The organism is Streptomyces caeruleatus (assembly GCF_001514235.1).
Taxonomy (GTDB): Bacteria; Actinomycetota; Actinomycetes; order Streptomycetales; family Streptomycetaceae; genus Streptomyces; species Streptomyces caeruleatus.
Genome location: NZ_KQ948930.1, coordinates 297,741 through 316,310, shown reverse-complemented (window position 1 = coordinate 316,310; position 18,570 = coordinate 297,741). Strand labels below are relative to the sequence as shown.

At 71.1% G+C, this 18,570-nt stretch carries 17 protein-coding genes and 1 tRNA gene; 9 read left to right on the top strand and 9 right to left on the bottom strand.

Translation table 11 applies throughout. The features are described 5' to 3' along the window. Positions 1-17 precede the first annotated feature (17 nt). From AQJ67_RS22550 to AQJ67_RS22530, 5 genes are all read left to right on the top strand, one after another. Positions 18-1,547, top strand: a complete 1,530-nt coding sequence (locus AQJ67_RS22550) for a peptidoglycan-binding protein (protein WP_062720866.1) — start codon at positions 18-20, stop codon at positions 1,545-1,547. A gap of 57 nt (positions 1,548-1,604) precedes the next feature. Next, on the top strand, positions 1,605-2,714 hold the full coding sequence (locus AQJ67_RS22545; protein WP_062720865.1) for an SPFH domain-containing protein: 1,110 nt from the start codon (positions 1,605-1,607) through the stop codon (positions 2,712-2,714). Between the two features lie 198 nt (positions 2,715-2,912). Continuing rightward, positions 2,913-3,518 carry a lytic polysaccharide monooxygenase auxiliary activity family 9 protein gene (locus AQJ67_RS22540; RefSeq protein ID WP_062720864.1) on the top strand — a complete coding sequence of 202 codons (606 nt, stop codon included), beginning with the start codon at positions 2,913-2,915 and terminating at the stop codon, positions 3,516-3,518. A 92-nt stretch (positions 3,519-3,610) separates the two neighbouring features. After that, the gene (locus AQJ67_RS22535) at positions 3,611-4,102 is read left to right on the top strand and encodes a DUF3592 domain-containing protein (protein ID WP_062720863.1); all 492 of its coding nucleotides are present in this window, start codon (positions 3,611-3,613) and stop codon (positions 4,100-4,102) included. A 63-nt stretch (positions 4,103-4,165) separates the two neighbouring features. Next, complete coding sequence (locus AQJ67_RS22530; RefSeq protein WP_062720862.1) at positions 4,166-5,818, top strand: long-chain-fatty-acid--CoA ligase; 1,653 nt, start codon at positions 4,166-4,168, stop codon at positions 5,816-5,818. 120 nt (positions 5,819-5,938) lie between these two features. Here AQJ67_RS22530 and AQJ67_RS22525 read toward each other — a convergent pair. The 6 genes from AQJ67_RS22525 to ehuB form a co-directional block, all read right to left on the bottom strand. Then, positions 5,939-6,012, bottom strand: a tRNA-Lys gene (locus AQJ67_RS22525). Positions 6,013-6,122: 110 nt separating this feature from the next. Beyond that, complete coding sequence (locus tag AQJ67_RS22520) at positions 6,123-6,881, bottom strand: IclR family transcriptional regulator (protein WP_062720861.1); 759 nt, start codon at positions 6,879-6,881, stop codon at positions 6,123-6,125. A 178-nt stretch (positions 6,882-7,059) separates the two neighbouring features. Further along, positions 7,060-7,836, bottom strand: a complete 777-nt coding sequence (ehuA, locus tag AQJ67_RS22515; protein ID WP_062721067.1) for an ectoine/hydroxyectoine ABC transporter ATP-binding protein EhuA — start codon at positions 7,834-7,836, stop codon at positions 7,060-7,062. Between the two features lie 10 nt (positions 7,837-7,846). Beyond that, a complete protein-coding gene (gene ehuD, locus AQJ67_RS22510) occupies positions 7,847-8,497 on the bottom strand; it encodes an ectoine/hydroxyectoine ABC transporter permease subunit EhuD (RefSeq protein WP_062720860.1) in 651 nt (216 codons plus the stop codon). Beyond that, complete coding sequence (ehuC, locus tag AQJ67_RS22505; RefSeq protein WP_062720859.1) at positions 8,497-9,228, bottom strand: ectoine/hydroxyectoine ABC transporter permease subunit EhuC; 732 nt, start codon at positions 9,226-9,228, stop codon at positions 8,497-8,499. Before ehuC ends, ehuD begins: the two co-directional genes overlap by 1 nt. After that, on the bottom strand, positions 9,228-10,157 hold the full coding sequence (ehuB, locus tag AQJ67_RS22500) for an ectoine/hydroxyectoine ABC transporter substrate-binding protein EhuB (protein ID WP_208615024.1): 930 nt from the start codon (positions 10,155-10,157) through the stop codon (positions 9,228-9,230). The genes ehuC and ehuB overlap by 1 nt, the downstream gene beginning before the upstream one ends. A gap of 47 nt (positions 10,158-10,204) precedes the next feature. On the opposite strand from ehuB, the gene AQJ67_RS22495 reads away from it, so the two are divergent. Then, positions 10,205-10,699: a DUF3830 family protein gene (locus tag AQJ67_RS22495; RefSeq protein ID WP_062720857.1), complete on the top strand. Its 495-nt coding sequence runs from the start codon at positions 10,205-10,207 to the stop codon at positions 10,697-10,699. Here AQJ67_RS22495 and AQJ67_RS22490 read toward each other — a convergent pair. After that, positions 10,680-12,089 (bottom strand): amidase, encoded by a 1,410-nt coding sequence (locus AQJ67_RS22490; protein ID WP_062720856.1) that lies wholly within the window; start codon positions 12,087-12,089, stop codon positions 10,680-10,682. The two genes, AQJ67_RS22495 and AQJ67_RS22490, sit on opposite strands and share 20 nt — an antisense overlap. Positions 12,090-12,112: 23 nt before the next feature. Continuing rightward, positions 12,113-13,096, bottom strand: a complete 984-nt coding sequence (locus AQJ67_RS22485; RefSeq protein ID WP_062720855.1) for a D-2-hydroxyacid dehydrogenase — start codon at positions 13,094-13,096, stop codon at positions 12,113-12,115. Positions 13,097-13,301: 205 nt separating this feature from the next. Between AQJ67_RS22485 and AQJ67_RS22480 the strand changes: the two genes are divergently transcribed. The 3 genes from AQJ67_RS22480 (at position 13,302) to AQJ67_RS22470 (ending at position 16,379) form a co-directional block, all read left to right on the top strand. Beyond that, the gene (locus AQJ67_RS22480; protein ID WP_062721066.1) at positions 13,302-14,111 is read left to right on the top strand and encodes a maleate cis-trans isomerase family protein; all 810 of its coding nucleotides are present in this window, start codon (positions 13,302-13,304) and stop codon (positions 14,109-14,111) included. Positions 14,112-14,184: 73 nt separating this feature from the next. Next, complete coding sequence (locus AQJ67_RS22475; RefSeq protein WP_062720854.1) at positions 14,185-14,916, top strand: maleate cis-trans isomerase family protein; 732 nt, start codon at positions 14,185-14,187, stop codon at positions 14,914-14,916. Positions 14,917-15,290: 374 nt separating this feature from the next. After that, positions 15,291-16,379, top strand: coding sequence for an LLM class flavin-dependent oxidoreductase (locus tag AQJ67_RS22470; RefSeq protein WP_062720853.1), 1,089 nt, complete (start codon positions 15,291-15,293; stop codon positions 16,377-16,379). 32 nt (positions 16,380-16,411) lie between these two features. Here the strand turns inward: AQJ67_RS22470 and AQJ67_RS22465 are convergent, their stop codons facing one another. Next, the gene (locus AQJ67_RS22465) at positions 16,412-18,310 is read right to left on the bottom strand and encodes a putative bifunctional diguanylate cyclase/phosphodiesterase (protein WP_244190551.1); all 1,899 of its coding nucleotides are present in this window, start codon (positions 18,308-18,310) and stop codon (positions 16,412-16,414) included. Between the last annotated feature and the right edge of the window lie 260 nt (positions 18,311-18,570).

Below are 18,570 nucleotides of genomic sequence, written 5' to 3'. Positions count from 1 at the left end.
AGTGTGAAGGGAATCGCATGGAGACTCGGACTCCGGTATTCGAGGAATTCGATCCGGCGAGTGACTGCGACTGCCCGGGATGCGTTCACTGGAGACGTGTCCTGCCGCATTCCACGACCGGCCGACACCCCGCCGCCCACCGAGCACTGATCCTCGCCGCAGCCGCTTCCAGCGCCCTCGCCGTAGGCCACACGGCCCCGGCCGTCGCCGCTCCCCACGCCCCCGCCCGCCCGGCCGTCCCTGCAGGTGACGAGCCCAGCACCCCCCAGGGGGGCATGGCCCCGCTGCACGGCCCGGGCGGGCAGTCGGCCCAGCCGTCCGGCCCGGTCAAGACGCCCGCCACCACCCGTGCCGAGATCATCAAACGGGCCAAGAAATGGGTCGCGGCGAAGGTGCCGTACAGCATGTCCAAGTACTGGTCGGACGGCTACCGACAGGACTGCTCCGGCTTCGTCTCGATGGCCTGGAAGCTGCCCGGAAACGAATGGACCGGCAGCCTGGGCCAGTACGGAGTACGCATCGCCAAGAAGGACCTGCAGCCCGGCGACATTCTGCTGTTCCACAATCCGGCGGACCCCGAGAAAGGATCGCACGTCGTCCTTTTCGGCGGCTGGACGGACCATACGCACACCTACTACGTCGCCTACGAGTCGGCACCCCCGCACGCCCGCCGGCGGACCACCCCGTACGCCTATTGGAGCCACTCCGACCGCTATCTCGCCTACCGTTACAAGGGGCTGAAGAGCACCGCCACGGGCACGAAACCGGAGACCGAGAAGCCGGAGACCGAGAAGCCCGCCGCCGAGAAGCCCGCCACCGAGAAGCCAGCCGCAGAGAAGCCCGCCGCAGAGAACCCGGTCACCGGGCAGCCCGACTCCGGCACCGAGCAGACGGACCCCGGGGCGCCCGAGGTCGGGAAACCGGGGGCCGCCAAGCCCGGGACCGCCACGCCCGGAACCGCCACGCCCGCGACCGCCACGCCGGACGCGTACCCCGGGCCGGCGCACTTCGGTGCCGGGGCCAACAACAAGCACGTCACCCGGCTGGGCAGCCTGCTCGTCGAGCGCGGCGCCGGCCGGTTCTACACCACTGGCCCCGGCCCGCGCTGGACGGACGCGGACCGCAGGGCCACCCAGGCCTTCCAGCAGGCGCAAGGCTGGCGCGGCCAGGACGCGGACGGGCTGCCGGGGCCGCGGACATGGGCGCTGCTGGTGACCGGCAAGGGCAAGGACATCCCGGGCCCGGGCTCGGCCGGCACCCCCGCCCCGGCCGCCACCGCCACCCCCGCCGAGCCCTCGTCGCACGGGGTGCCGGGATACCCGGGGCGGGCCATGTTCCGGCCCGGCGCCGACAACCAGTACGTCCTGCGGCTCGGCAGACAACTCGTGAAGAAGGGGTTCGGCAAGCACTACAAGACGGCGCCGGGATCGCGCTGGGACGAGTCGGACCGCCGTGGCGTCGAGGCGTTCCAGCGGGCGCAGGGCTGGCGGGGCGGCGCGGCGGACGGCTATCCGGGGCCGGAGACCTGGCGGCGGCTGTTCGCGTAACCCGACATCCCGGCAACCACTGTTGTGACGCATCTGGCGCGGAGGCTGGAGGCACGGATGACCACGACCACTTCTCACACGCCCGAGCCCGACGGACCGCTACGGCCCGCACGGCTGATCCAGAACGAGGCGACCACCGAGATCCCCGTCCACCTGCTGTTCCGTGACGAGGCCGGCCCGGTGTCCGTGCCGCTCAGGCCGACGGTCGTGGCACGCCGGCAGGGCACGGGCGAGCAGCCGCGGGTGCGCCGCCCGGTCCAGCCCAAGCCGCGCCCCGAACCGCGGATCGACCCGGAGCTGGTGGAGCGCCCGGCCCGGGTGCTGCCGGGCGCGGCGGGCGTGCTCGCCGGGGTCTGCGGGGCGGCCGGGTGCCTGGCCACCTCGTGGTGGGCGGGGGTGCTGCCGCCGCTGGCGGTCGACGCGCTGGGGCTGCCGGCGTCCGCGGGGGCCGGGTTGGGGCCGGCCCAGTGGGCGGCGTACACGGGGGCCGGGGCCGTAGGGCTGTTCGGGCTCGGCGGGCTGACCCGGGGGCGGACCGGGCGGGCCTGGGTGCTCGGGCTGTTCGGCCGCTACCGGGGGACGGTCCGGCGCACCGGCCTGATGTGGGTCAACCCGCTGCTGCTGCGCCGCCGGGTCGACGTACGGCTGCGGCACTGGCGCAGCGAGCCGATGCCGGCGGCGGACGGGAACGGGGTCGCGCTGCGGGCGGTCGTCCTGGTGGTGTGGCGGGTGAAGGACACCGCGCGGGCGACGCTCGGGGTGGAGGACCACGAGTCGTATCTGCGTGACTGCGTCGAGGCGGCGCTGGCCCGGGTGCCGGTGGAGATGCCCGGTGCCATGCGGGGCTCGGCCGAGGCGGCCTCGGAGACGCTGACCCGTTTGGTGACGCGGGACGCGGGGGCGGTCGGGGTCGAGGTGTTCTCGGTGCGGCCGGCGCGGGTGGAGTACGCCCCGGAGGTGGCCGCCGCCATGCACCGGCGCCGGATCGCCGCGCTGGACGCCCAGGACCGGGCCACGATGGTCACCTCGGTCGTCGACTCGGTCGAGGACACGGTGACCCGGCTGACCATGCGGGGCCTGGTCGAGCTGGACGACTACGAACGCAAGGCGCTGGTCAAGGATCTGACGGTGGCGTTCTGCGCGGGACGGGGGGAGACGGCCCCCTGACGCCCTCCGGCAGACGCCCTCCGGCAGACGCCCTCCGGCAGGCCGCCCTCGGTCACGACGCCCTCCGACACCTCTCTGACGGCCCGTCGAACATGTTCCTCGATTGGTATGGACATGTTCAACGCTCAGCAATAATCTGAGACTTGGTCTAGACCTGCAAGCTCGCCGAACTTCCCCCACGTTCCCAGGAGCAGCAGCATGCGCAGAAAGACCAAGCTGTACGCAGCCGCACTCGGACTCACCACGGCCGGAGCCCTCGCGCTCTCCAGCGGAGGCGCGAGCGGACACGGCTACACCGACCTCCCCGTCAGCCGGCAGAAGCTCTGTCAGAACGGCACCGTGACCAACTGCGGCTCCATCCAGTGGGAGCCGCAGAGCGTCGAGGGACCGAAGGGCTTCCCGGGCTCAGGACCGGCCGACGGGCAGATATGCAACGCCGGCCTCGGCCAGTTCAGCCAGCTCAGCGCCCCGAAGACACCGTCCGGCGCCGCCTGGCCCACGACCAGGGTGACCGGCGGTCAGAACTACACGTTCCGCTGGCAGTTCACCGCCATGCACGCCACCACCGACTTCCGGTACTACGTCACCAAGCCGGGCTGGAACCAGAACCACAACCTGTCCCGGTCCGACCTCAACCTCACGCCGTTCTTCACGGTCCCGTACAACGGCCAGCGGCCGCCGTCCACGCTCTCGCACAGCGGCCGGCTGCCGTCCGGGCTGAGCGGTCATCACGTCATCCTCGCCGTGTGGACCGTCCACGACACGGGCAACGCGTTCTACGCGTGCTCGGACGTCACGTTCTGAGGTTCTCTTGAGTCAGTGTCCCGGCCGGCGTGGGTAGGTTCCTGCCACGCCGGCCGATCGGGGCCGGCGTACCGACCTCGGGGGACTGAACGATGGACGTGTTCTTCTACGTCATTCCCGGCCTGATCATGGCCGTGGCCCTCTTCATGGCGTACCGCGTGGTGCACCGCTCGCTGCAGATGCGCAGTGCGTGGAACAGCGGGCTGACCGCGCAGGCACGTTGTCTGCGGTCGTACACGACGGTGAGCGGCGGCGGCCGTGACACGTCTGTGCACACCACGCTGCATCACGTGTACGAGTTCACCGCGCGCGACGGCCGCCTCGTCCGTTTCGAGGAGGAGGGCGGCCCGGGGACGACGGTCGAGGGCGACCTCGTCACCGTTTACTACGCCGAGGGCGCGCGGGTGGTGGCCACAGCCCATGCGCCGGGCCGGGTCAAGCAGGCGGCGGGCGCTTTCGGCATGCTCGTGTTCCTCGGAGTGGTCGTGGCGTTCTGCTGCGGCTTCATGGTCACCTACAACGACTTCTCCTCGGGCGTGGACGAGACGGGGATCGTGGAGGAGACGGGGTTCGGGGACTTCTGAGGGCCGGACTCCCGGCCACCAAGCCCTCCCCATCTGACGTACCGTCAACTACCGTGCGCCCTCATGGAGTCCACTACGGGACGCACGGTGGCAGAACTCGTGGCGGCGCGGTGGGGTGATCACCGGCCGGGGCTGTGGTTCGAGGGCGGGGCGCTCACCCAGCACGAGGTGGCGGCCGGGGCCGCCGTCCGGGCGGCGCTGCTGACCGACCTGCTGCCCTCCGGCGCCGAGCCGCACCTCGGCGTCCTCCTCGACAACACCCCCGAGTACCCGATGTGGTTGAGCGCGGCGGCCCTCGCAGGCGCCGCCGTCGCCGGGATCAACCCCACCCGCCGGGGCCCCGAACTCGCCCGCGACATCCTGCACACGGAGTGCCGGGTCCTGATCACCGAGCGGACCCACCTGCCGCTGCTCTCCGGCCTCGACCTCCCCGGCGTCCGCGTGCTGTTGACCGACTCGGCGGAGTACGACGCCCTGCTCGCCCCGTACGCCGACGCCCGCCCCGACCCCGCTCGCGCCACCCCGCACGACCGTCTCCTGCTGTACTTCACCTCCGGCTCGACCGGCGCCCCGAAGGCCGCGATCTGCACCCAGGGCCGCCTGGCCGCCGCCGGCCGCTCCCTGGTCGAGCAGTTCGGCGTCCGGTCCGACGACGTGCACTACGTCTGCATGCCGATGTTCCACGGCAACGCGGTGATCGCCGACTGGGCCCCCGCCCTCACGGCCGGCGCGGGCGTGGCCTTGCGGCGCCGGTTCTCGGCGTCCGGGTTCCTGGCGGACGTACGGGCGTACGGGGCGACGTACTTCACCTATGTGGGCCGGGCCGTGCAGTACCTGCTCGCGACCGAGGAGCGCGAGGACGACCGCGACAACCCCCTCCGGCTCGGCTTCGGCACCGAGGCCGGGGCCGTGGACGCGGCGGCCTTCGAGCGGCGGTTCGGTGTGCGGCTGGTCGAGGGGTACGGCTCCTCCGAGGGCGGGGCCGCGATTCCGTGGGTGCCCGGGACGCCCCGTGGTGCCGTCGGGCGGGCCGGGCCGGGGCTCGTCGTGCTGGACGCGCAGACGCGGCAGGAGTGCCCGACCGCCGTCTTCGACCCGGCCGGGCGGCTGCTTAACGGCGACGAGGCGATAGGGGAGCTGGTGAACCGGGCGCCGAACCCCTTCGAGGGGTACTGGCGCAATCCCGAGGCGGAGGCCGAGCGGCGCCGGGACGGCTGGTACTGGACCGGCGACCTCTTCTACCGGGACCGCGACGGCTACCTGTACTTCGCCGGCCGCACGGACGACCGGATCCGGGTCGACAGCGAGAACCTGGCCGCCGCGATGATCGAGAACATCCTCGCGCGGTACGAGGGCGCGGACGCCGTCGCCGTGTACGCCGTCCCCGATCCGGTGACCGGGGACCAGGTGATGGCGACCATCGCCGGGACCTTCGACCCGGTGGCCTTCACGGCCTTCCTGACCGCCCAGCCCGACCTCGGCACCAAGATGGCGCCCCGCTTCGTACGGGTCGTGAAACGGATGCCGGTCACAGCCACGAACAAGATCCACCGGGCACACCTACGGAAGGAAGGCGTGCGGTGCACCGACCCGGTGTGGTGGCGGCCGCCCGGACAGCGGACGTATCAGCGACTGAAACACGCCGAAGGACCCCTCGCTCCCACGAGAGGTCCTTCACCGGTGCGCCGCCAGGGACTCGAACCCCGGACCCGCTGATGCTGCATTCCCCGGGGGACAACCCCCGGACCCCCGGCCGCTCCCGCAGGCCCCGGTGCTGGATGTTTGGACCCGGATACGCCGAAGGACCCCTCGCTCCCACGAGAGGTCCTTCACCGGTGCGCCGCCAGGGACTCGAACCCCGGACCCGCTGATTAAGAGTCAGCTGCTCTAACCAACTGAGCTAGCGGCGCATGACTCTCGCCGACCGCGTTCACTGTGCTCTCGCGGCTGGCGACGAAGAAAATACTACCTGGTCCCGAGGGGTGCTTCTGACCACCGCCGCGCTGGCCGGGCGGTGCTCCTAGATCGCCAGTGACAGCAGCACCGGCGCCGCGTTCCGGTTCAGCGCGTCCGCGGCCTGGCGGAGCCGGTGGGCGTGTTCGACCGGGAGGGACAGGGCGAGGCAGCCCACGGAGGAGCCGGCCGTGATCGGGACGGCTGCGCACACCGTGCCCACCGCGTACTCCTGGAGGTCGAGGTGGGGGACCGTCGGCGGCTGGGACTCCAGGCGGGAGAGCAGGACCCGGTCGCTGGTGATGGTGCGCGAGGTGAGGCGGGCCATCTTGTGCCGGGAGAGATGGTCGCGCCGGCCGTTGTGGTCGAGCTGGCCGAGCAGGCTCTTGCCGATCGCGGTGGCGTGGGCGGAGTAGCGGAAGTCGACCCACTCGTTGACCACGGGGGTGGCCGGACCGGCGGCGAACTGGTCGATCCTGATCTCGCCGTCGACGTACCGGCTGATGTAGACCGCGGCGCCGACCGAGTCGCGCAGCCGGTCCAGGGTGCGCTGCAGGTGCTCCCGCAGGGCCTGCTCGCGGCCCTGGGCGGAACCGAGGCGGCTCAGCGCGGCGCCCGTCGCATACGCGCCGTCGCCGACCTGCTCGACGTAGCCCTCGCGGCGCAGCATCAGCAGGAGGCCGGTCAAGCGCTCCAGGCCGATGCCGGTGTGCCGGGCGAGTTCGGTGTCGGTGACTCCGGTGCTGTGCCGTGCCACGGTCTCCAGGACGCGCAGGGCGTCCTGGGCCGAGTGGTGCGGCGTCGTCGGCTCGTGCTGGAGCGCCACGGTTCCCCCTGCGGTCGCACGTCGCTTCTCATGGTCAGGGTTCGGTTCGGGTCGGCCAATCTCCTTCACGATAACGGGCAAGAGGCTTGTAGTGAGCGCTTGTTGTCGAGATTGCGACGCCCTCAACTGCGGCACCGGCACTCTGGCATATGCCGAGGTCAAGGGCCCCGGCGCAGACTCACAGCACAGCGCTGAGAAACTCCCGCGTACGGTCGTTCTCGGGGTCGTTGAACATCTTTTCCGGGCTGCCCGACTCGATGACCCGGCCGGAGTCGAACATCAGGACCTGGTCCGAGATGTCCCGGGCGAAATTCATCTCGTGGGTCACACAGAGCATCGTGATGTCGGTGGTGCGGGCGATGTCCCGCAGCACGTCCAGGACGCCCGCGACCAGCTCCGGGTCGAGCGCCGAGGTCACCTCGTCGAGCAGCAGCACCTGCGGCCGCATGGCCAGCGCCCGCGCGATGGCGACCCGCTGCTGCTGGCCGCCGGAGAGCTGGGTCGGACGGGCGTCGCACTTGTCGGCGAGGCCCACCATGTCGAGCAGCTCACGGGCGCGGGCCTCCGCCTCGTCCTTGGACAGGCCGAGGACGGTGACCGGGGCCTCGGTGATGTTGCGCAGCACCGACATGTTCGGGAACAGGTTGAACTGCTGGAAGACCATCCCGATCTTCTTGCGGACCTCGCGGATCTGCTTCTCCGGCGCCGGGAAGAGCTTCTCCCCGGCGACCGTGATCGTGCCCTCGTCCGGCTTGAGCAGCGTCATCAGCAGCCGCAGGATCGTCGTCTTGCCGGAGCCCGACGGGCCGATCAGCGTGACGTGCTTGCCGGAGTTCACGGAGAAGTCGAGGTGGTCGAGGACCGTGTTCGCCCCGAACCGCTTGGTGACCTGCTCGAACCGGATCAGCTCGGTGCCGTCCACCGGCGGGTTGGCGCTCGCGTCGGGATCTTTCATCAGCGGGGTGTCAGCGGACAAGGCGTCGCTCCAGGGCTCGTACGAGAAGGGAGGCCGGATAGGCGATGAGGATGAAGGCCACACCGATGACCGTCAGGGGCTCGGTGAACTGGAAGTTCTGCTGCGCGAACAGCCGCGCCTCGCCGAGCATCTCCATGACCGTGATCGTCATCAGGATCGGGGTGTCCTTGAGCATCGCGATGACGTAGTTGCCGAGGGCCGGCACCACGCGGCGGATCGCCTGCGGCAGGATCACCACCCGCCACGTCCTCGTCACCGGCAGGTTCAGCGCCGTCGCGGCCTCCCACTGACCGGCCGGCACCGCCTCGATGCCGGCCCGGTAGACCTGCATCGTGTACGTCGAGTAGTGCAGCCCGATCGCGAAGACACCGGTGGTCAGCGCCGAGGCCGTGACGCCCCACTCGGGCAGCACGTAGAACAGGAAGAACAACTGCACCAGCAGCGGGGTGTTGCGGATGAACTCCGTGACCGCCCCGACCGGCCAGCGCACCAGGCGGCTCGGCGTGCGCATCAGCAGCGCCCACACCAGGCCCAGCGCGAACGAGATCAGCGAGCCGAGGGCCAGGATCTGCAGCGTGAGCAGCAGCCCGTCCCAGAACTTCGGCATGAAGTCGGCGACAGCGCCCCAGTCCCAGGTCATCAGGAAGCACCTCCGAGCGAACCCGCGGCGCCCACGCCCGTCGTCTCAGGACGGTGCAGCTCCTGGTCCGGCGTACGCCCGATCTGCTTGCCGACCCCGGCCTTGAGCCTGCGTTCCAGTCCGCGCATGCCGCGCGTGAGCAGGAAGGCGATGACGAAGTAGATCACCAGGACGTAGGTGTAGATCTCCGCGCTCTCCTGGAGCGCGAGGCGTACCAGGTTGGCGCTGAAGGCCAGGTCGCCCATGCCCATGACGGACACCAGCGCGGTGCCCTTGAGCAGCTCCACCAGCAGGTTGGTGAAGGAGGGGATCATCTCCGGCACCGCCTGCGGCAGCAGGATCAGCCGCATCCGCTGCCACGGCGTGAAGCTGAGCGCGATCCCGCCCTCGCGCTGCGCCGGGTCGACCGCGTTGAGGGCGCCGCGCACGATCTCGGCGCCGTACGCCCCGTAGGTCAGTCCGAGCGCGAGGGTGCCGGCCCACAGGGGCACCAACTGCCAGCCGAACGCGACCGGCAGCACGAAGAACACCCAGAAGATCATGATCAGGGCGGAGGTCCCGCGGAACACCTCGGTGTAGACGCCCGCGAGGAAGCGGACGATCCACAGCCGGTGGGTGCGGGCCATGCCGACCCCGAAGGCGACCGCCGTGGCCACCAGTGCGCTCAGCACCAGCAGCTGGACGGTGATCCATATCCCGTTGAGTACGAGTTCCCAGAGTCCCGAGGTCATCAGCCCGCTCCCCCTCCGCACAGCTCCTTGGCGGTGAGGTCGGTCATCTCGGCCTCGGTGAAGCCGAACGGCTTGAGGATGCGGAACAGCTCGCCGCTCTTCTTCAGCTTGTGCAGCTCGACGTTGAAGGCGTCCCGCAGCGCGGTCTCCGTCGGCCGGAAGGCGAACGCGCCGCCGTCGACGTGCGGTTTGCCGCCGACCAGGGGCGCGAAGGCCTTGGTGGACTCCGCCTTGGCCGACTTCTTGACGACCTCACGGGTGGTCAGCGCCGTACCGGCGAAGACGTCCACGCGCCCCGCCTCCACGGCGTTCAGCCCCGCCACCTGGTCCGGCACGATCAGGATGTCGCTCTCCTCGTACCCCGCCTCGACGGCGTACTGGATCTCGGCATAGCCGGTCCCGGTGGCGAACTTGGCCTTCTTCTCGACGACGTCCTTGTAGTCGTGCAGCCCCTTCGGGTTGCCCTTGCGCACGATGAAGGAGTCGAGCATCTGGTAGTCCGGGTCGGAGAAGATGACCTGCTCACAGCGCTCGGGATTGACGTACATCCCGGCGGCGACGACGTCGAACTGCTGCGAGCGCAGCCCGGGTATCAGCGACCCGAACTCGGTGGGCACGGGCTGCACCCGGTCCACGCCGAGCCGCTTGAAGACGACCCGGGCCAGCTCGGGCGCCTCGCCGGTGAGTTCGCCGTCGCGGTCGATGTACCCGAAGGGGATCTCGCCCGCGATCCCGAGCCGTACGACGCCGGCGGCCCGCAGCCGGTCGAGCAGCTCGCCGCCCTCCTTCGTGGAGGCCGTTGCCACGCGTGAGCAGCCTGCCGCGCCCAGCGCGCCGAGCGCCGCCACCCCCGCGAGCAGCGACCGGCGGGTTGGGGTGCCCGATCTGTGTCCGACATGTGTTTCGACATGTTCCAGTGGTGGAGCCATGGCGGCGCGGCTACCCGAGACCATGCGATGTATGCACAGTGGAATGCATGACTGAACGGTTCATCGAGGTGTCACTGGTCAAGCGGGGCATCCGCTGCACGGCCAAACTCCTGGACGACCGCGCCCCGCTCACCTGCGCGGCCGTCTGGGACGCCCTGCCCCTGACCGGCGACGTCTACCACGCGAAATACGCCCGCAACGAGATCTACGCCCTCTTCCCGCCCTTCGCGGAAACGGAGCCGCCCCTGGAAAACCCGACAGTCACCCCCATCCCAGGCGATCTGTGCTATTTCGCCTTCGCCGGCACGGAACTGGGCACGAAGTCCTACGGCTACGACCGCGAGGTCCGCCCCGGCACGACGGTGGTCGACCTGGCCCTGTTCTACGAGCGCAACAACCTGCTCATGAACGGCGACGTGGGCTGGGTGCCCGGCATCGTCTGGGGCCAGATCGTGGAGGGCCTGGAGGAGATGGCCCAGGGCTGCAACGACCTGTGGCGGTCCGGGGCGCTGGGGGAGTCCCTCAGCTTCCGGAGGGCGTGAGCCCGGCCACGCCGGCCTCGTAGAGGGCGTGCGCCGCCCGCAGGACGAGATCGTCCCGGTGCCGGGCGGCTACGAGCTGGAGGCCGATCGGCAGGCCGTCCCCGTCGGTGCCGACGGGGACGGTGGCCGCCGGCTGCTGGGTCAGGTTGAAGGGGTACGTGAACGGTGTCCAGCCGGTCCACCGGCGATGCCCCGAGCCCTTCGGGACCTCGATGCCCGCCTCGAAGGCCGTGAGCGGGAGGGTCGGGGTGACGAGGAGGTCGTAGGTGTCGTGGAACCGGCCCATGCGGCGGCCCAGTTCCATGCGGACGTCGACCGCTGCCAGATAGTCCAGCGCGGTGAGCCGGCCGCCCACCTCGCAGATCTCCCGCAGCCCGGGGTCCAGCAACTCCCGCTGATGCGGCCCGAGATGCTGGGTCACCCGGGCCGCCCCCGTGAACCACAGGGCGTGGAAGGCGTCCACCGGATCGGTGAAATCGGGGTCGGTCTCCTCGACGTACGCCCCCAGCCCCGCCAGCCGCTCCACCGCCCGCCGCACCGCCGCCGCGACCGCCGGACGGACCGCCACCTGCCCGCCGAAGGAGGGCGAGTAGGCGACGCGCAGACCGCGTACACCGCCGGCGAGACCCGCCACGAACGAATCCGGCGCGGGTGGGAGCGCCGACCAGTCGCGGGAGTCGGGCGTGCCGATGACGTCCAGGAGCAGCGCCGCGTCGGCAGCGTCACGGGTCATGGGCCCGACGTGCGCCAGCGTGCCGAAGGCGCTCGCGGGGTACAGCGGGACCCGGCCGTACGTCGGTTTCAGGCCGAAGATCCCGCAGAAGGCGGCGGGGATCCGCACACTCCCGCCACCGTCCGTGCCGAGCGCCAGCGGCCCCGCGCCGAGCGCCACCGCCGCCCCCGCGCCGCCGCTGGAGCCGCCCGCGGTGCGGGTCGGGTCGTGCGGGTTGCGGGTGACACCGGCCAGGGGCGAGTCGGTGACGCCCTTCCAGCCGAACTCGGGCGTCGTCGTCTTGCCGAGGAACACGGCGCCGTGCGCGCGCAGCCGGGCCACGGAGGGGGCGTCCTCGTCCCAACGGCCCTGCTCCGGGATGGTCTTCGAACCCTTGCGCGTCGGACCGCCCCGCATCAGCAGGATGTCCTTCACGGTGACCGGAACCCCGTCGAGCAGCCCGGCCGGTTCACCGCGCCGCCACCGCTCGGCCGACTGCTCGGCCCGCGCGAGGGCCGCGTCGGCGGTCAGCCGGACGAAGGCGTTGACCCCCGGCTGGATCTGCTCGGCCCGCTCCAGGGCGGCTCGGGTGGCGTCGACGGGACTGAACTCCCCTTCCCGGTAGCCGTCGAGGAGTTGTACGGCGGTCAATTCGGTCAGTTCCGTCAGGTCCGTCATGCGTCGCCCTCCAGCTGTGGACTTCAACGTCCGGGTACGTACCCGCGCTGCTTGTCGACCACGTTCAGCAGTGGCCTGCCCGCTGCCCACCGCTCGTACAACTCGACGAACTGACGGCCGAGTTCATCCCGCCAGCCGATCGTGTCCCCGCTCATGTGCGGCGAGACGATCAGGTTCGGGACGTCCCACAACGGACTGTCCGGCGTCAGCGGCTCGTGCTCGAAGACATCGAGCGCCGCCCCCGCGATCCACCGCTTGCCCAGGGCCTCGGCCAGCGCGTCCTCGACGACCAGCTGGCCGCGCCCGACGTTCACGAACCGGGCGGACGGCTGCATCACCCCGAAGCGGCGGGCGTCGAACATGCCGTACGTCTGCTCGGTGAGCGGCGCGGCCGCGATCACCCAGTCGGCGCGGGCGATCAGCCGGTCGAGGTCCTCGGGACCGTGGATGCCGGTCCGCGCGGCCCGGCCCACCAGGGCGGTCGTGACGTCCAGCGCCTTGAGCGTGCGGACGATCGCCCGCCCGATGGGCCCGGACCCGACCACACACGCACGCGTGCCGCCGACCCGCTGCCCCTCACGGTGCCGCCACTCCCGGGCGCCCTGGAGCTCCAGCGTCCGCGGCAGGTCCTTCGCCATCGCCAGCACCAGCGCGGCGACGTACTCGGCGATCGGCTGGTCGAAGATCCCGCGGGCGTTGGTGACCACGGTGTCGGACTCGGTGAGTTCCGGACACATCAGATGGTCCACGCCCGCACTCGCCGTGTGCACCCAGCGCGGCCGCGGACCCGCACCGGGCCAGGCGTGCCGTACGGCGTGCGAGGCGAAGTCCCAGACCAGGAGCACATCGGCGTACGGCAGCCGCTCGGCCAGCGTGTCCTCGCTCGCGTGCTCCACGCGGGCGCGACCGGTGAGGCGGCCGAGACGGGGGAGGGGATCGGCGTCCAGGACGAGAAGCGTGGGCGGGGCGTCGGAGGCGGGCGGCGGACCGGGGGTGGGTGCGGTCATGCGGGGCGTCTCTCCGGGGTCGCGGGGGCGTGTGTCGGCCGGGGTGTGCGGGGCCGTTCCCCGGCGTTCCGGTCGTGGGGAGGGCCGTCTGACATGCGAGGTTTGACCACGCTCGCACCCGAACCTACCTTCGTCAACACGGGCGTACGTACGGTCCGTTGCTCACCCGTATCTCGTAGTGAGGGCGGTGCCTGCCATGAGCAGCCTGGACATCTCCTTCCTCGGCGGACCTCGACCCCAGCGTGGGGTCGGAGTCGTCGCCCCCTTCGACTTCGCGTTGGACCGGGAACTCTGGCGCTGGGTGCCGGACGAGGTCTCGCTGCACCTGACCCGAACGCCCTACGTGCCGGTCGAGGTCAGCCTCGACCTGGCCCGCATCGTCAGCGAGCACGAGACGCTGAGCGACGGCGTCCGCACCCTGACCGCCATCGCCCCCGAGGTGGTCGCCTACGCCTGTACCTCCGGCAGCTTCGTCGGCGGCATCGCGGGCGAGCGGGCCATGTGCGAGGCGATGACCAGGGCGGGCGCGGTGCCGTCGGTCACCACGTCCGGGGCGCTGCTGGAAGCGCTGACCGAGCTCGGCGTACGACGGGTGGCGCTCGTCACCCCGTACACCGTGTCGGTGACGAGGGCGCTGGAGGAGTACGTCGCGGAGGCGGGGACCCTGGTCACGGGCTGTGCCTTCATGGGACTGACCCGGCACATCTGGAAGGTGCCGTACCGCGATGTGGCCGACATGGCCCGCCAGGCCGTACGCGGTGCCGCCGACGCCCTCTTCATCAGCTGCACCAACCTCCCCACCTACGACGTGATCCCCCAGCTGGAGGCGGAGCTGCGCATACCGGTTCTCTCGGCCAACCAGGTGACGATGTGGGCTGCGCTGCGTCGGCTGGGTACTCGCGCGGTGGGGCCGTACCAGGCGCTGATCGATCCGGCGGCACGGATCGACCCGGCGGCGCGTGGCGGTACGGCACTTCCTGAGGTACCGGATGTACCTGAACAGGAACAGCAGTAGGAGAAACAGGCAGCAGCAAGGGCAAGCAGCGAGCCAGCGAGCCAGTGAGCGAGCGAGCAGCAGAAGGGCTGACATGACCGCACTCGGATTTCTCTACCCGGGCCACTCCGCCGAGGACGACTACCCGCGCATCGAACAACTGCTCGCCAGCGACATCCGGCTCGACCTGGTGCACACCGACATCGGCGAGGACGCGCACCGGGTGGACGCACTGCTGCGGATGGGTTCGGCGGAGCGGCTCGCGGCGGGCGTGGAGGCGCTACGGCTGACCGGCGCCGAGGCGGTCGTGTGGGCCTGCACCAGCGGCAGCTTCGTCTACGGCTGGGAGGGCGCCCACGAGCAGGTCCGCACCCTCGCCGTCACGGCGGGCATGCCGGCGTCGTCGACGTCCTTCGCCTTCGCGCACGCGGTCCAGGAACTCGGGGTGCGGCGCGTCGCGATCGGCGCGACGTACCCCGACGACGTGGCCGGCCTCTTCGCGGACTTCCTCCGCGCGTCCGGCACGGAGGTGGTGTCGGTCCGCGGCTCCGGCATCATCACGGCGACGGAGGTGGGCACCTGGGGCGAAAAGGAACTCTTCACCCTCGCCCGGGAGGCCGACCACCCCGACGCCGAGGTGATCCTCCTCCCCGACACGGCCCTCCACACCGCCTCCCACCTCCCCGCCCTGGAACACCTCCTCGCCAAGCCCGTCCTCACCGCCAACCAGGTCACCGTCTGGGAAGCCCTGAGGCTGACGGACCGCCGCGTGAACGCTCCACAACTGGGCTCTCTCTTCACCCGAGAGCCAATCGTCCAGGCCTAGCCCTCGCCGTGGTGGCTTGCGCTGACTCTTCGACGAACGGTTGCTGGGGGCTGGTCGCGCAGTTCCCCGCGCCCCTTTCGGGGCGCTCTCCAGCCAGCCCGTCCCGGCGCTTGAACAAAGCCGCCCCCAGCCCCCACCCACCCGCAGGGGGCAACGCGGCCCCACCCCCCCCAGCCCGTCCGGCGCTTGAGGACGAGGCCGTTCAGGCCGATGGGGGGTCCAGGGGGCGCAGCCCCCTGGCGGGGTCGAAGGGGCGGAGCCCCTTCAGGGATGGGACGGGTAGGGGCGGCGGGGGCGAGGGAATAAACCGGAGCCACCCTCCTGTTAACGCCGAACGCACACCACAAGAGCCAAGGCAACCCCAGGAGGCACAAGTGCCGGCAGCAGAGATCCGGGCCACCCCCCAAGGCACCGCCCCGGCCCCCCTCTCCGTACTGGACCTGGTGACAGTCAGCCAGGGCCACACCGCCACCGACGCCCTCCACACCAGCGTCCAGCTCTCCCGCCTCGCAGAGACCCGCGGCTTCCACCGCTACTGGGTAGCCGAACACCACTCCATGCCCGGCGTGGCCTCCTCGTCCCCGGCGGTGATCCTCGCCCACATAGCCGCCCACACCACCCGCATCCGCCTCGGCTCAGGCGGCGTGATGCTCCCCAACCACGCCCCCCTCGTCATCGCGGAACAGTTCGGCACCCTCGAAGCCCTGGCCCCCGGCCGCATCGACCTCGGCCTGGGCCGAGCCCCCGGCACCGACGGCGCCACAGCGGCCGCCCTCCGCCGCACCGACCACCCGGGCGAGGGCGCCGACGACTTCCCCGAACAGCTCGCCGAACTCACCCGCTTCCTCGACGACGACTTCCCCGACGGCCACCCCTACCGCCGTATCCACGCGGTCCCCGGCCCCGTCCAGTCGACGTCCCCCGGCGGCGTCCAGTCCCCGCACCGCCCCCCGATCTGGCTGCTCGGCTCCTCCGGCTTCAGCGCCCGCCTCGCCGCGACCCTCGGACTGCCCTTCGCCTTCGCGCACCACTTCTCGGCCCGCAACACCATCCCGGCCCTGGACCTGTACCGCGAGTCCTTCCAGCCCTCGGCCGTCCTGGACCGCCCCTACGCCCTCATCGGCGTATCGGCCCTGGCCACCGACGACGAGAAGGAGGCCCGCCGCCAGGTGAAGGCCGCCGCCCTCAGCATGATCCGTCTGCGCACCGGCCGCCCCGGCCTGATCCCCAGCCCCGAGGAAGCCGAGGCCCACGAATTCACCCCGCTGGAGCGCGAGTTCGCCGACTCCTGGAACGCCAACGTGATCCACGGCACCCCGGACGAGGTCCGCACCGGCCTCGACGACCTCCACAAGCGCACCGGCGCCGACGAGCTGATGATCACGAGCAACGCCCCCGGCATGGACGTACGCCTGCGTTCGTACGAACTCATAGCGGACGCCTACGACTTGCCGACCACCTGACCGCCCCCTCGGGAGCGTGTCGCAGCGCGGCGTCAGACACGTACCCCCAGCAACTCGGAGATACGATCCGGCGACACCGGCCGCGAATACAGCCACCCCTGCCCGGTGTCGCACCCGATCCGCTGTAGCCGCGAGGCCTGCGCCAGCGTCTCCACGCACTCCGCGGTGACGGTCAGCCCGAGCCGGTGGGCCAGATCGATCATCGCCTCGACGACGACCTCGTCGGCCGGGTTCGGCGGGACGGCCGCGTTGTTCTCGCTCTCGTACTGGAAGCCCCGTACGAAGGAACCGTCCAGCTTCAGCACCGAGACCGGCAGCCGGCTCAGATAGGCCAGGTTCGAGTAACCGGTGCCGAAGTCGTCGATCGCGATGCGTACGCCCATGTCGCTGAGCGCCTGGAGGTCCTGGATCGGCCGGCCCGCCGAGCCCATCACCGCGGACTCGGTCAGCTCCAACTGGAGCAGATGCGGGGCGAGTCCGGTCTCGTCGAGGATGCGGGCCACGTCGGCCACCAGGTCGGAGTCCCAGACCTGGCGGACGGCGACGTTCACGCTGACGAAGATCGGCGGCTCGTCGGGGTGGGCCAGCTGCCAGGCCTGGGCCTGACGGCAGGCGGTCGCCAGGATCCAGCGGCCGAGCGGCACGATCGAACCGTCCTCCTCGGCCAGTCCGATGAACCGATTCGGCGCCAGTACGCCGAACTGAGGATGATTCCAGCGGACAAGCGCCTCGACCCCGCGCAGCCGTCCGTCCTCCATGCTCACCAGGGGCTGGTATTCCAGCGCGAACTCACCGCGCTCGATGGCGGGGCGGAGCGTGGAGGCGAGGGCCTGGCGGGTCATGAGGTGGGCGTTGCGCTCGGGGTCGAAGAGGGTCCAGCGGTCCTTGCCGTCGGCCTTCGCCCAGTACAGCGTGGTGTCGGCGGCCGCCATCAGGGCGGAGGGAGTGGTGCCGGCGGCCTGGCGTTCCACGACGCCGATCGAGGCCGACACCGAAAGACGCCGGCCGCCCAGGTCGAAGGGGGCCCGCAGCGCGGCGAGCACCGACTCGGCGAGGTCGGCGAGTTGCTCGGTACCCGTGGAGTCCTCGACGAGCAGGGCGAACTCGTCCCCGCCGAGCCGGGCCACCAGCGGCGGGATCGACCGGGTCTGGCCGGCCTCCTCGGCACAGTGCGTGAGCCGTTCGGCCACGGCGGCCAGCAGCTTGTCGCCGACGCGGTGGCCGAGGGTGTCGTTGATCGCCATGAAGCCGTCAAGGTCCAGGTAACACAGGCCGATTCGGCCGGTGGTGCCGCTCTCGTCGTACGACTCCACCTCAAGGGCGGCCGACAGACGCTCGAAGAACAGGGTGCGGTTGGGCAGCCGGGTCACCGGGTCGTGCATCTCCAAGTGCCGCAGCCGGTCCTGGAGTTCACGGTGGTCGCTGATGTCGGCGACGGAGAGCAGAACGCCGCAGGGCTCCTCGCCGGGCAGCGGCGCCACCGTGACCTGGACCCACAGGGAGTGCCCGTCCGTGTGTTTCAGGCGCCGTGTGCACCGCAGTTGGGCCTGGCGGCCGCGCAGCACCTCCCGATACGCGTGCCAGGCGCGGGCGTCGGAGGCGAGGTCCACCAGATCCGCGGCGAGGGACCCGGCCAGCTCACCGGGGGCCGTCCCCAGCAGGTCGGCGAAGGAGGCGTTGGCTTCGGTCACCAGGCCCTCGCGGTCGACCACGGCCATCGCGAGCGGCGCGGCGGAGAACGCGGAGGAATAGGGCCAGGAAGGGGATGGCAGCCCGGTGGCGACACGGGGCGGCGCTTCGGTACCAAGGGATGGCTGGGTGTTACTCTCTGTGACGGCTGCCCCGATGAGGCCTGCCGCGGGCGTCGGCCCTTCGGACGTTCCGCTCACCGCTCGCTCCCGCAGTGCACTCGATCTTCGGATGGGTCTCATCGGAATGGCCGGCCGGTTGGACGGGGGTGCCCCCTGCGGCCGCCGGGCCGTGTCCGTGCAGGAAAGTGTCAGGAAAGTGTGCCGATCATAGAGGCTGGCCCGGAGGCCTTCCACCTACTGTCCAGTCTTCCCGCCTGACGCGCTCTTCTGACAGATCGTTTCTGCCCGCACCTGGACAGCTTCTTCGAACCCCCGACCAGTTGTGACGTTCCGTGAGCGATTCGGGGGTGTCGGTTCTGACGGCCCCTCGGTCCTCTCAC

What these genes read in the sequence shown, in the direction of transcription:
- AQJ67_RS22535 (WP_062720863.1), top strand. Translation starts at nt 3,611, where the DNA reads ATGGACGTGTTCTTCTACGTCATTCCCGGCCTGATCATGGCCGTGGCC.
- ehuD (WP_062720860.1), bottom strand. Translation starts at nt 8,497, where the DNA reads ATGACCTGGGACTGGGGCGCTGTCGCCGACTTCATGCCGAAGTTCTGG.
- AQJ67_RS22465 (WP_244190551.1), bottom strand. Translation starts at nt 18,310, where the DNA reads ATGAGACCCATCCGAAGATCGAGTGCACTGCGGGAGCGAGCGGTGAGC.
- AQJ67_RS22485 (WP_062720855.1), bottom strand. Translation starts at nt 13,096, where the DNA reads ATGACCGCACCCACCCCCGGTCCGCCGCCCGCCTCCGACGCCCCGCCC.
- AQJ67_RS22550 (WP_062720866.1), top strand. Translation starts at nt 18, where the DNA reads ATGGAGACTCGGACTCCGGTATTCGAGGAATTCGATCCGGCGAGTGAC.
- ehuC (WP_062720859.1), bottom strand. Translation starts at nt 9,228, where the DNA reads ATGACCTCGGGACTCTGGGAACTCGTACTCAACGGGATATGGATCACC.
- AQJ67_RS22540 (WP_062720864.1), top strand. Translation starts at nt 2,913, where the DNA reads ATGCGCAGAAAGACCAAGCTGTACGCAGCCGCACTCGGACTCACCACG.
- ehuB (WP_208615024.1), bottom strand. Translation starts at nt 10,157, where the DNA reads ATGGCTCCACCACTGGAACATGTCGAAACACATGTCGGACACAGATCG.
- AQJ67_RS22530 (WP_062720862.1), top strand. Translation starts at nt 4,166, where the DNA reads ATGGAGTCCACTACGGGACGCACGGTGGCAGAACTCGTGGCGGCGCGG.
- AQJ67_RS22475 (WP_062720854.1), top strand. Translation starts at nt 14,185, where the DNA reads ATGACCGCACTCGGATTTCTCTACCCGGGCCACTCCGCCGAGGACGAC.
- ehuA (WP_062721067.1), bottom strand. Translation starts at nt 7,836, where the DNA reads ATGAAAGATCCCGACGCGAGCGCCAACCCGCCGGTGGACGGCACCGAG.
- AQJ67_RS22495 (WP_062720857.1), top strand. Translation starts at nt 10,205, where the DNA reads ATGACTGAACGGTTCATCGAGGTGTCACTGGTCAAGCGGGGCATCCGC.
- AQJ67_RS22490 (WP_062720856.1), bottom strand. Translation starts at nt 12,089, where the DNA reads ATGACGGACCTGACGGAACTGACCGAATTGACCGCCGTACAACTCCTC.
- AQJ67_RS22545 (WP_062720865.1), top strand. Translation starts at nt 1,605, where the DNA reads ATGACCACGACCACTTCTCACACGCCCGAGCCCGACGGACCGCTACGG.